Source organism: Saliniramus sp. (genome assembly GCF_035311605.1).
Classification (GTDB): domain Bacteria; phylum Pseudomonadota; class Alphaproteobacteria; order Rhizobiales; family Beijerinckiaceae; genus Saliniramus.
In genome coordinates this window covers 1-11288 of the sequence record NZ_DATGCW010000318.1, presented here as the reverse complement: position 1 = coordinate 11288, position 11288 = coordinate 1, and the positions used below count along the sequence as shown (strand labels likewise).

Annotated in this window: 10 protein-coding genes and 1 tRNA gene; 9 read left to right on the top strand and 2 right to left on the bottom strand. The window is 61.4% G+C overall.

Annotated elements, in window-relative coordinates:
- Positions 1-34: 34 nt before the first annotated feature.
- Positions 35-373: a P-II family nitrogen regulator gene (locus VKP01_RS14150; RefSeq protein WP_074445134.1), complete on the bottom strand. Its 339-nt coding sequence runs from the start codon at positions 371-373 to the stop codon at positions 35-37.
- Between the two features lie 272 nt (positions 374-645).
- Here VKP01_RS14150 and VKP01_RS14145 point away from each other — a divergent pair, with 272 nt between their 5' ends.
- Both VKP01_RS14145 and VKP01_RS14140 read left to right on the top strand, forming a co-directional pair.
- Positions 646-2127, top strand: coding sequence for an NAD(P)H-hydrate dehydratase (locus VKP01_RS14145; RefSeq protein ID WP_324413367.1), 1482 nt, complete (start codon positions 646-648; stop codon positions 2125-2127).
- 568 nt (positions 2128-2695) lie between these two features.
- Positions 2696-3076 (top strand): hypothetical protein, encoded by a 381-nt coding sequence (locus VKP01_RS14140; protein ID WP_324413365.1) that lies wholly within the window; start codon positions 2696-2698, stop codon positions 3074-3076.
- Positions 3077-3258: 182 nt separating this feature from the next.
- Here VKP01_RS14140 and VKP01_RS14135 read toward each other — a convergent pair whose 3' ends face one another.
- On the bottom strand, positions 3259-3432 hold the full coding sequence (locus tag VKP01_RS14135; protein ID WP_324413363.1) for a hypothetical protein: 174 nt from the start codon (positions 3430-3432) through the stop codon (positions 3259-3261).
- Positions 3433-3608: 176 nt separating this feature from the next.
- Here VKP01_RS14135 and VKP01_RS14130 point away from each other — a divergent pair, with 176 nt between their 5' ends.
- The 7 genes from VKP01_RS14130 to VKP01_RS14100 all read left to right on the top strand — a co-directional run bounded on the left by VKP01_RS14130 (position 3609) and on the right by VKP01_RS14100 (position 11119).
- Positions 3609-3755 (top strand): hypothetical protein, encoded by a 147-nt coding sequence (locus VKP01_RS14130; RefSeq protein ID WP_324413361.1) that lies wholly within the window; start codon positions 3609-3611, stop codon positions 3753-3755.
- 118 nt (positions 3756-3873) lie between these two features.
- Positions 3874-3958, top strand: a tRNA-Leu gene (locus tag VKP01_RS14125).
- A 127-nt stretch (positions 3959-4085) separates the two neighbouring features.
- On the top strand, positions 4086-5648 hold the full coding sequence (gene tig, locus VKP01_RS14120; RefSeq protein ID WP_324413359.1) for a trigger factor: 1563 nt from the start codon (positions 4086-4088) through the stop codon (positions 5646-5648).
- A gap of 135 nt (positions 5649-5783) precedes the next feature.
- Complete coding sequence (locus VKP01_RS14115) at positions 5784-6407, top strand: ATP-dependent Clp protease proteolytic subunit (RefSeq protein WP_074445441.1); 624 nt, start codon at positions 5784-5786, stop codon at positions 6405-6407.
- A gap of 265 nt (positions 6408-6672) precedes the next feature.
- Entirely contained in the window at positions 6673-7944 is a 1272-nt protein-coding gene (clpX, locus tag VKP01_RS14110; protein ID WP_074445440.1) for an ATP-dependent Clp protease ATP-binding subunit ClpX, read from the top strand.
- A gap of 219 nt (positions 7945-8163) precedes the next feature.
- Positions 8164-10590, top strand: a complete 2427-nt coding sequence (lon, locus tag VKP01_RS14105) for an endopeptidase La (RefSeq protein WP_324413355.1) — start codon at positions 8164-8166, stop codon at positions 10588-10590.
- Between the two features lie 253 nt (positions 10591-10843).
- Complete coding sequence (locus tag VKP01_RS14100; RefSeq protein WP_074446193.1) at positions 10844-11119, top strand: HU family DNA-binding protein; 276 nt, start codon at positions 10844-10846, stop codon at positions 11117-11119.
- Positions 11120-11288 lie beyond the last annotated feature (169 nt).

Here is an 11288-nt window from a genome sequence, read left to right as displayed (position 1 = left end):
TGAGGCCGGGTTTCGCGGTTGGTTTCCGAGACAGTCAGATTGCGTCCGACCCGGTCTCGCCGGTGCGGATGCGGATCGCCTCCTCGACGGCAGATACAAAAATCTTGCCATCCCCGATACGACCCGTCTGGGCAGCCTTGCGAATGGCGTCGACGGCCTTCTCGACGAGGTCGTCGCTGCATACGATTTCCAGCTTCACCTTGGGCAGGAAATCGACCACGTATTCGGCGCCGCGATAAAGCTCCGTATGGCCTTTCTGACGCCCGAAACCCTTGGCCTCGATGACGGTGATACCCTGCAGGCCGACGTCCTGAAGAGCTTCCTTCACCTCGTCGAGCTTGAACGGTTTGATGATCGCTTCGATCTTTCGCATGTGAAGCCGCCTTTTGCCGCGCGGTTGTCGTTCTTTGAACACCACGGTGATACCATCTTAACGACACCCCTGCCACGGCTCCGATAGGGAACCCGCTGCAGACATGCCCATTTGCGCAGCGATGTTTGCATAAAATTTATGCATTCGCCACTTCTTCAGACGATTTGCGCCGTAATGTTGGGCCGTGGCCGTTCACACGCCGTCCTCGTCGCGCGATTCCGCATTGCTACGCAGAAAGAGATGGGGGATGCCTGTCCTCCAGGAGGTGAGCCATGAACCATCATCGTATTCTCGCCGTCGCCCAGATGCGCGAAGCGGACCGGCTCACGATCGCTTCCGGCGTGTCGGGCATGTCGCTGATGGAGAGCGCCGGCGCAGGCGTGGCGCAGGCCGCACGCGCCATGCTTGCGCCGACGGGGCGGGTGGTGATTCTCTGCGGGCCGGGCAATAACGGCGGTGACGGTTTCATTGCCGCGCGCCGCCTAGCCGAGGACGGCTACCGGGTGACGCTCGGCCTCGTCGGCCCGCGTGAAGCGCTTTCCGGCGATGCGGGTGCTGCGGCGGCGCTGTATGACGGGCCCGCCATTCCGCTTGAGGAGATCACTTGCGATGAGGCCGATCTGGTCATCGACGCGCTGTTCGGTACCGGTCTGGCGCGTGGTCTGGAAGGCGCGGTCGCGGCCTGTATCGCGCGCGTCGCACAAAGCGGCGTGCCGGTTCTCGCTGTGGATATCCCGTCGGGCATCGATGGTGATTCGGGTACCGTTCGCGGTGTCACGCTCCCCGCCACGCGCACCGTCACCTTCGCCGCACGCAAGCCGGGGCACCTGCTGCTGCCGGGGCGTGATCTTTGCGGTGTGGTGAGCGTCGTCGATATCGGTATTCCCGATGCCACGCGCGACGGTTTCGCGCCCGCGCTCTTCGCCAACGAGCCCGCCCTGTGGCGCACTATGCTGCCGCACCCCAAAGCGGATACCCATAAATACCAGCGCGGGCATGGCCTCGTGCTTTCCGGCGAGATGCACCGCACCGGCGCGGCGCGTCTCGCAGCGCGCGGGGCGTTGCGCAGCGGTGCCGGTGCCGTGACGCTCGCCTCGCCGCGGGTCGCTCTCGCGGTCAATGCCGCGCATCTCACCGCGATCATGCTCGCCCCCTGCGATACGCCGGAGGAACTCGGGGCGTTGCTTGAAGATCTGCGTTTCACGGCAGTGGCGCTCGGCCCCGGTTACGGGGTGGGCGAGGCGACGCGCGCCATGGTCAAGGCGGCGGCGCGGGCGGGCAGGGGACTGGTGCTGGATGCCGATGCGCTGACCTCCTTCGCCGGCGAGGCCTATACGCTGGGCATGATCGCAACCGCCGCGCGCGCCTGCGTGCTCACGCCGCATGAGGGCGAGATGCGCCGTCTGTTCGAATCGGCGGAAGGCGTGCTCGATGCGCCCAACCGCTGGCAGGCGGCCCTGCGCGCCGCCGAGATCGCCCGCTCGGTAATGATTTGCAAGGGCGGCGACACGATCGTCGCGAGCCCCGACGGACGCGCCGCGATCCTCGCCGAGACGACCCCCTATCTCGCCACAGCCGGCTCCGGCGACGTGCTCACCGGCATCGTCACCGGCCTGCTCACGCAAGGCATGCCCGCTTTCGAAGCCGCCTGCGCCGCCGTCTGGCTCCACGCGCGCGCCGGTATCGCCTACGGCCCGGGCCTGATCGCGGAGGATCTGAGCGAGGCGCTGCCGGGCGTGTTGCGGGGGATGTGAGAGAGCGTGCCGCACCGGCCGTATGGGTTGCCATATGGCATGATCGGCTGCAGCGAAGGGTGACAGCGTCTGATCCGACCCAGGCGGTTCGGATGATGCCTCGAACGCCGCTTCGAGTGGAATGGGCAGCCAGGATTCAGTAATTCAAGGTAGTCATCAAGGTGATATCTTTAATATAGGACAGCATCAGTGATACGGGCTTCTGCCGTGGCGGGGCAAATCCCGTATGGCAGAGTAAAAGGGGGGGCAACATGAGAGCGCTGATCATCACCCCTCGCTTGCATGGCCCTTGGAGCTTGCAACAATATCATTCATGCAACGCTGCCATCATCCGAAATCATCAAACTTGCCAATCGTCCTTACTTCCCTCACGAAGACGATCCAGGCTTGCGTCATGATCCAAGTGGAAACGTCTTGCGAGAAAGACAAAGCGGCGATCATGCCGGCGCTGGAACGTTATGGCTACAATGTGCGGTACAGGGGCTGCGCGGACTGGGGCCGTTTCTGAGAAGATCAGCTGCAAATATCAAGCCCGTACACTTTCATTCATCTCGATATGTGGGTGGAAATGACCCAATTTTCCAATATCTTCGACGCCGATCCCAAAGGTCTTTTCGGTATAGGCTTTACACCGATGGAAAACGGTAGAACCGATCTGTTTTTCATCACGACCGAGCGCCTGGCACTCGCAGAGAATGAGATAAGAGAGAATATGGGTGCTTTTGTCAAAACAATGCGAAAAATTTCCATCGTTTTCAAGAATGATACGGATGACGGGATTGGCTTTGAATTCAGCCCGGCTCACGTCGACGGGGCAGAAACATCCCGGGGAGACCGGATTACCGTTCCGGGCAATGCTTCGATAACTGTCGTACCGTTCGATGACCATGTCGAAGAACTGGTCGGCGATAATCCGGAAAAACTCGCCTCGATTATTGTTTCGAGATGATCGGCTCCGCTTCCGCGTGATGAAGCGCAGGTGGGGCGATGAAGCGCGCGGGGCTATCCGCCATTTGCTGGCGGGATGGTGGGCGCTGCACACATGATCGGTACGACAGGCCTCCATGCGGGCGCTTCAGCGGACCGGTGGTTCTTCAGGTGTTACGCGGGCTGTGATCGCTCCGAAACCGCTCAGGACAGATGATGCCCGCGCGCCATCTGTTCTTCGTTCGCCACCAGGGCCAGCATGATGGCGGCGGCCAGCAGACGGTTTGGCGCCTGTCGCGCGGCGCGGCTGAGGCGCGGCGTCGAACTGCGCGTGCACAATGTTTCGATACAGGTGGTACGGTGACGCGTGCTCGTCACGATTACCCGAGCCGGGCTGGTCCGGATCCCGGATCCAACATAACGCCATGCATGCCTGCCAATTTTTGATTGTGAAAATGGCATGAGGATTGCGCTGGATCGATTCAGGTTTTGGTAATGTTTCGGTTCTGCGCGGGGCTGTGCTAAACTGGAACAAAGTACAGGAGTATCCGGCCATGCTTCATCTTCTCTTGAGTGCTTGCGGCATCGCGATCATTGCCACCGTGCTGGTTCAGAACGAAGCGCCAATCGCCTTCACCGCGCTCTCGATCGGCTTCGCTTTCATCGTGGCGATCATCTACAATCTGCTTACGGATGCCTGAAGCGATTGTGTCGTTTCGTTCGGCGCGGGTTGCGCAATGTGCAACTTTTTTGATGCATGGCGTTTCAACCGTGATATAGAGCCGCGAAACCGGAGAGCGGGGCGCAGGTGGAGCGTGCGCGGGCGTGGCGGAATTGGTAGACGCGCTGGATTTAGGTTCCAGTGACGCAAGTCGTGGGGGTTCAAATCCCTCCGCCCGCACCATTGTCGCCACGAATGCGCCGTATCTCCGGGCTGCTCCTTTCGTCGGCTCGTCCGACGTGCTAGGGGCTCGCTCCGGTGCAGGCGTCGCCCGCATCGGCTCACGAGGTTAGAAAACGGATTTTTGAAGATGCAGGTGACGGAGACGCTGTCGCAGGGTTTGAAGCGGGAATTCCAGGTGGTTCTGCCAGCCTCGGAGCTGGAGGAGCGGCTGACCAGCGAGCTCTCTTCCCTGAAGGATCGTGTGCGGATTAACGGATTTCGCCCGGGCAAGGTTCCGGTGGCGCATCTGCGCCGGCTCTATGGCCGCTCGGTCATGGCCGAGATGGTGCAGACGCTGGTGGGCGAGGCCGAGCGCAAGATCGTGGATGAGAATGCGCTGAAGCCGGCCGGCCAGCCGCGCTACGAGTTCCCTGAAGACAAGGAAGAGATGGAAAAGGCGCTCGACGCCAAGGCCGATCTCTCCTTCAAGGTCGCCCTGGAAATCCTGCCGCAATTCGAGCTCGCCGACATGTCGGACATCACGGTGCGCAAGCCCGTGACCGAGGTGACCGACACGGAAGTTGACGAAACGCTGCAGCGAATGGCCGCGCAGAACCGCAGCTTCGACAGCGCCGAAGGGCGCGTGGGGGAAAGCGGTGATCGCGTCATCGTCGATTTCGTCGGCACCATGGACGGTGAGGCCTTCGAGGGCGGTACGGCGCAGGATATCTCCGTCGATCTCGGCTCCAACACCTTTATCCCCGGTTTCGAGGATCAGCTCGTCGGTGTGAAGGCCGGTGACGAGAAGACCGTGACGGTGACCTTCCCGGCCAATTACGGTGCCGAGCACCTCGCCGGCAAGGAGGCGAGCTTTGCCGTCACCGTCAAGGACGTTCAGGCGCCCGCAGAGGCGAAGATCGACGACGAGCTCGCCAAGCAGTTCGGCATGGAATCGCTAGACGCGATGAAGGATGCCATCCGCGAGGCGGTGAAGCGTGATCTCGACGCGCAGTCGCGCCGCAAGGTGAAGAAGGCGCTGCTCGACGCGCTGGACGAGAAATACGATTTCGAACTGCCGCCGAGCCTGGTTGAACAGGAATTCAATGCCGTCTGGTCGCAGGTCATGTCCGATCTGCAGAACAATTCCAAGACCTTCGAGGATGACGGTACGACCGAAGAAGAGGCCAAGGCGGAATATCACAAGATCGCCGAGCGCCGCGTGCGCCTGGGCCTCGTCCTCGCGCAGATCGGCGAGAAGGGTGAAATCCAGGTCACCGACGACGAGGTCACCCAGGGCCTGGTCGAGCGTGTGCGTCAGTACCCCGGCCAGGAAAAGCAGGTCTGGGAATTCTATCAGAAGAACCCGCAGGCCCTTGCCGAGATCCGCGCCCCGATCTTCGAGGAGAAGGTCGTCGACCATATCCTCAACGAGGTGAAGGTCGAGGAGGAGAAGGTTGATCGCGACACGCTCTTCGCCGATGAGGAGGAAGAGGGTGCCGCCGCTTCGGAAGAGAAGCCGAAGGCCAAGGGGGCTTCGAAGAGCAAGGCCAAGTCTGCGGACAAGTCCGAGGAGAAGTCGGAAGACAAGGGTGAGGCGAAAGCCGCATCCAAAGCCAAGAGCAAGTCCGAACCCAAGGCCGAATCGACTGAAGGCGAGGAGGCGGCTCCCGCCAAGAAGCCGCGCGCCAAGGCCAGGAAGGCTGAGGATTGAGGCACTTCCGGACCGAGTGTCATGTTCGGCAACGGTGGTTTCAGTCTGGATTGCGGCCGGTTACGGCCCTAGGTTAGCATTATCTCTGGCCGCGCCCTCATCAGGCGCGGCCTAATTTTCAGGAGCGGTGAGACGATGAGAGATCCGATCGAGGTCTATAACAGCACACTGGTGCCGATGGTGGTGGAGCAATCCAGCCGCGGCGAGCGGTCCTTCGACATTTATTCGCGCCTTTTGCGCGAGCGCATCATTTTCCTGACCGGGCCGGTCGAGGATCACACCGCTTCGCTGGTCGTGGCGCAGCTGCTCTTTCTCGAGGCGGAAAATCCGAAGAAGGAAATCTCCTTCTACATCAACTCGCCCGGCGGCGTGGTTACGTCCGGCCTGTCGATCTACGATACGATGCAGTTCATCCGCTGCCCGATCTCGACGCTCTGCGTCGGCCAGGCAGCGTCGATGGGCTCGCTCCTGCTCTGCGCCGGTGAACCCGGTCAGCGCTTTGCCCTGCCGAATGCCCGAATCATGGTGCATCAGCCCTCCGGCGGCTTTCAGGGACAGGCCACCGACATCCTGATCCATGCCCGCGAAATCGAGGCCCTGAAGCGTCGTCTTAATGAGATCTACGTGAAGCATACCGGTCGCGACATCGCGGCGGTCGAGCAGGCGCTGGAGCGCGACAATTTCATGACGGCCGAGGCTGCGAAGGAATTCGGCCTGATCGACGACGTGATCAGCAAGCGCGCGGAGGCGGAGGGCTGAGGCCCTGATGCCGGAAATATCGTCTCGTCGGACTTATCGCACCACGCCACCGCGACGGTCGGTCTCTGCGCATCGGGGAGAAAACGCTCCCCGGTGCGCTTGACCTATTGCTCAAGGGGGCGCAGCGTGATTGCATCGGAATTCGGCGATTCAAACACCACCATCCGTGGTTCTGCTTTCAGGGCTACATTTTGTTAGTCCGGCGCATATATGGTGAGATAGCCGGTCGTCGAGGCGGATCGGCGCCGGAAATTGGAGAGATAGTATGAGCAAGGCTGGCGGAAACGATTCGAAGAGCACGCTTTATTGCTCGTTCTGCGGCAAGAGCCAGCACGAAGTGCGCAAGCTGATCGCGGGTCCCACGGTTTTCATCTGCGATGAATGTGTGGAGCTGTGCATGGATATCATCCGCGAGGAATCCAAGACCTCGCTGGTCAAGTCCCGGGACGGGGTGCCCACACCGAAGGAGATACGCAACGTCCTCGATGATTACGTGATCGGGCAGAATCACGCCAAGAAGGTGCTTTCCGTCGCGGTGCACAATCATTACAAGCGCCTCGCTCACGCGCAGAAGCATGCCGAGGTTGAGCTGGCCAAGTCCAATATCCTGCTGATCGGTCCGACCGGTTCGGGCAAGACCTTGCTAGCGCAGACGCTGGCGCGCATCCTCGACGTGCCCTTCACCATGGCCGATGCGACGACGCTGACCGAGGCGGGCTATGTCGGTGAGGATGTCGAGAACATTATCCTCAAGCTCCTTCAGGCCTCGGATTACAACGTCGAACGCGCCCAGCGCGGCATCGTCTATATCGACGAGATCGACAAGATCTCCCGCAAGTCCGACAATCCGTCGATCACGCGGGACGTATCGGGTGAAGGTGTGCAGCAGGCCCTGCTCAAGCTGATGGAAGGCACTGTCGCCTCGGTTCCGCCCCAGGGCGGGCGCAAGCATCCGCAGCAGGAATTCCTGCAGGTGGACACGACCAACATCCTCTTTATCTGCGGCGGCGCCTTCGCCGGTCTCGACAAGATCATTTCGAGTCGCGGCAAGGGCACGTCGATCGGTTTCGCAGCGCAGGTTTCGGGGCCTGATGATCGCCGCATGGGCGAAATCTTCCGCGAGGTGGAGCCGGAAGATCTGCTGAAATTCGGGCTCATCCCGGAATTCGTGGGTCGTGTCCCCGTGCTTGCAACGCTGGAGGATCTAGACGAGGCTGCGCTGATCCAGATCCTCAGCGAGCCGAAGAACGCGCTTGTCAAGCAGTATCAGCGCCTGTTCGAAATGGAAGACGTCCAGCTCACCTTCCAGGACGAGGCGCTGAGCCTGATCGCCCGCAAGGCCATCGAACGAAAGACCGGTGCGCGCGGGCTGCGCTCCATCCTCGAGACCATCCTGCTCGATACCATGTACGATCTGCCGGGCATGGAATCAGTCGAACAGGTGGTGATCAGTCCGGAGACGGTGGAAGGCAATGCTGGTCCGCTGATCATCCATGCCGATCGCGGCAACGAGTCGTCCCAGACGGCGAGCGCGTAACGCAGTGCGGCCCGGAAGGCGACGGGCTGCGTTTCGCGGATCGGCCACCGGTTGAAATATCCGGATGCGGACGCCATTTATCGGGTATCCCGTTCGCCATGCTTCGAAGAAGGTGGCGGACTGCAGGCTCTTTGCGAAATTCCCCGCAGGAGCCCGTCCAGCGCGATAGCACATTCCGTGAAAACGGCTGGACGTTCAAAGGCTAAAGGACGTCGTTTAATGACACAGTCGAAAAACCGCACCCCGATCGAGCCTGGCACAGAGGGCGTCTACGCGGTTCTTCCCCTGCGCGATATCGTGGTGTTTCCCCACATGATCGTGCCGCTCTTCGTCGGTCGGGAAAAATCGATCCGCGCGCTGGAGGAGGTGGTCAAGAACGATCAGCACATCGTTCTCGCCACACAGATCAACGCGACGGAAGACGACCCCGCCGCCGACGGCATATACAAGGTCGGCACCATCGCCAGCGTATTGCAGCTGCTGAAGCTGCCCGACGGTACCGTGAAGGTTCTCGTCGAAGGAGCAGGGCGCGCGCGCATAGATGAATACGTGCCGAACGAGGAATATTACGAGGCGAGGATCACGGTCCTTCCCAACGAGATCGGAGACCGGATCGAGGCCGAGGCACTGGCGCGTTCGGTGCTCAATGAGTTCGAGGGCTACGTCAAGCTCAACAAGAAGGTCTCCCCGGAAGTTGTGGCCGCCGTGTCACAGATCGAGGATCCGGCCAAGCTTGCCGATACCGTCGCGTCGCATCTTGCGGTGAAGGTGTCGGAGAAGCAGGAGATCCTTGAGCTTCCCACCGTGGCCGAGCGCCTTGAGCGCGTTCTGGGCCAGATGGAGAGCGAGATCTCCGTTCTGCAGGTCGAGAAGCGGATACGCACCCGCGTCAAGCGCCAGATGGAGAAGACGCAGCGCGAGTATTATCTGAATGAGCAGATGAAGGCCATTCAGAAGGAACTTGGCGACGAGGACGGGCGTGACGAGCTCGGCGAGCTCGAAGAGCGCATCAACAAGACGAAGCTGTCCAAGGAGGCCCGCGAAAAGGCATCGGCCGAGTTGAAGAAGCTGCGTCAGATGTCGCCGATGTCGGCCGAGGCCACGGTCGTGCGCAATTATCTCGACTGGATGCTGGGCATCCCATGGGGCAAGCGCTCCAAGGTCAAGAAGGATCTCAACGCGGCGCAGAACGTCCTCGATACCGATCATTTCGGTCTCGACAAGGTCAAGGAGCGCATCGTCGAGTATCTTGCCGTGCAGCAGCGCGCCAACAAGCTGACCGGTCCGATTCTCTGCCTTGTCGGCCCGCCCGGCGTGGGCAAGACCTCACTTGGCAAGTCGATCGCCCGTGCGACGGGGCGTGAATTCGTGCGCATGTCGCTGGGTGGCGTGCGTGACGAGGCTGAGATCCGCGGTCACCGGCGCACCTATATCGGCTCGCTGCCGGGCAAGATCATCCAGTCGATGCGCAAGGCGAAGACGATCAATCCGCTCATCCTGCTCGACGAGATCGACAAGATGGGCCAGGATTTCCGTGGCGATCCTTCTTCGGCACTGCTGGAAGTACTCGATCCCGAGCAGAATTCCACCTTCGCCGATCACTATCTGGAGGTTGAGTACGATCTGTCGAACGTGATGTTCGTCACTACGGCCAACACGCTCAACATTCCGGCGCCGTTGCTCGACCGTATGGAGACGATCCGCATCGCCGGTTACACCGAGGACGAGAAGCAGGAAATCGCGCGCCGCCACCTGATCCCGCAGGCCATCAAGAAGCATGGGCTCAAGGCCGAGGAATGGGCGATCGACGATAGCGGGCTGCTGCTGCTGATCCGGCGCTACACGCGGGAAGCGGGCGTGCGCAATCTCGAGCGCGAGCTTTCCAACCTCGTGCGCAAGGCCGTCAAGGAGATCCTCACGGAGAAGATCGAGAAGGTCGTCGTCACCGAATCCAACCTGTCCGATTATCTGGGCGCGCCGAAATATCGGTTCGGCGAGGTCGAGGCGGAGGACATGGTCGGCGTCGTCACCGGGCTCGCCTGGACCGAGGTCGGTGGCGAGTTGCTGACGATCGAGGGCGTGATGATGCCCGGCAAGGGCAAGATGACCGTCACCGGTAATCTGCGTGACGTGATGAAGGAATCGATTTCCGCCGCGGCTTCCTATGTGCGTTCGCGGGCCATTGATTTCGGCATTGAGCCGCCATCCTTCGACAAGCGTGATATCCACGTGCACGTGCCGGAGGGCGCCACGCCCAAGGACGGGCCGTCTGCGGGTATCGCCATGGCGACGGCGATCGTGTCGATCCTTACCAGCATTGCCGTGCGGCGCGATATCGCCATGACTGGCGAAGTGACGCTGCGTGGGCGCGTGCTGCCGATCGGCGGCCTCAAGGAGAAGCTGCTCGCGGCCCTGCGTGGCGGCATCAAGAAGGTGCTGATCCCGGAAGAGAACGTGAAGGATCTCGCGGACGTGCCCGCCAACATCAAGGCCGGGCTGGAGATCGTTCCGGTCTCGCGGATGGAGCAGGTGCTTGAGCATGCGCTGGTGCGGATGCCCGAGGCGATCACCTGGGATGAGGCGACGCAGGCCGAGAAGGTCTCGACCGTGGTCGATGATGACAATCCGGGCATGGTCGCGCACTGAGCTGCGTCGGCTGTCCTGATGGAAGCGTATCGGGCGCGCTGTGGACGAATCGTCTGCGGCGCGTTCGCTTTTGCGGTGCAACTTTTGCACCCTGACGGTGCCTGATTGCGACACGATCCCGCCATCCCCCGATTTTCCGGCCCGAAATCCGGATTTCGACTTGCGATCACGCCTCGTTGCGGTATCACCGAAGGCATCGAAATGCCGTCTGGGCAAGGCTTCCGGTCGGTAGATCCAGTTGGAGGAAGATGCGATGAACAAAGGTGAGCTCGTCACCGCCATGTCCGAGAAGACCGGCCTGTCCAAGGCGCAGACCGGCGAAGCTCTGGACGCTGCTCTCGACACCATTCAGGAAGCCCTGTCCAAGGGCGACGAAGTGAAGATCGTCGGTTTCGGCACCTTCGCGGTGGCCCACCGTGCTGCTGGTGAAGCGCGCAACCCGCGCACCGGCGAGAAGGTCCAGGTCCCGGCCAGCAAGACGCCGAAGTTCAAGGCGGGTGCCGGCCTCAAGGATGCCGTCAACAAGTAATCAGATATCGGCGGCATGGATCAGTTGATCCATGCCTGTCGGGACCGGCCGGGGGTGCCCCGGTCGCGTCACGCGCGGAGAATGATCGCATCCCTGCCGGATTGCAGGTTTTGCGGCCTTCGTCACCGGAACGGCCTGCGGTCGCCCGGTTTGCGTTCCCGCTGAAGCG

Excerpts from the sequence above, each read along its gene's own strand:
- VKP01_RS14130 (WP_324413361.1), top strand. The coding sequence starts at position 3,609 with ATGCTTCATCTTCTCTTGAGTGCTTGCGGCATCGCGATCATTGCCACC.
- VKP01_RS14115 (WP_074445441.1), top strand. The coding sequence starts at position 5,784 with ATGAGAGATCCGATCGAGGTCTATAACAGCACACTGGTGCCGATGGTG.
- VKP01_RS14140 (WP_324413365.1), top strand. The coding sequence starts at position 2,696 with ATGACCCAATTTTCCAATATCTTCGACGCCGATCCCAAAGGTCTTTTC.
- VKP01_RS14145 (WP_324413367.1), top strand. The coding sequence starts at position 646 with ATGAACCATCATCGTATTCTCGCCGTCGCCCAGATGCGCGAAGCGGAC.
- tig (WP_324413359.1), top strand. The coding sequence starts at position 4,086 with ATGCAGGTGACGGAGACGCTGTCGCAGGGTTTGAAGCGGGAATTCCAG.
- VKP01_RS14150 (WP_074445134.1), bottom strand. The coding sequence starts at position 373 with ATGCGAAAGATCGAAGCGATCATCAAACCGTTCAAGCTCGACGAGGTG.
- lon (WP_324413355.1), top strand. The coding sequence starts at position 8,164 with ATGACACAGTCGAAAAACCGCACCCCGATCGAGCCTGGCACAGAGGGC.
- VKP01_RS14100 (WP_074446193.1), top strand. The coding sequence starts at position 10,844 with ATGAACAAAGGTGAGCTCGTCACCGCCATGTCCGAGAAGACCGGCCTG.
- clpX (WP_074445440.1), top strand. The coding sequence starts at position 6,673 with ATGAGCAAGGCTGGCGGAAACGATTCGAAGAGCACGCTTTATTGCTCG.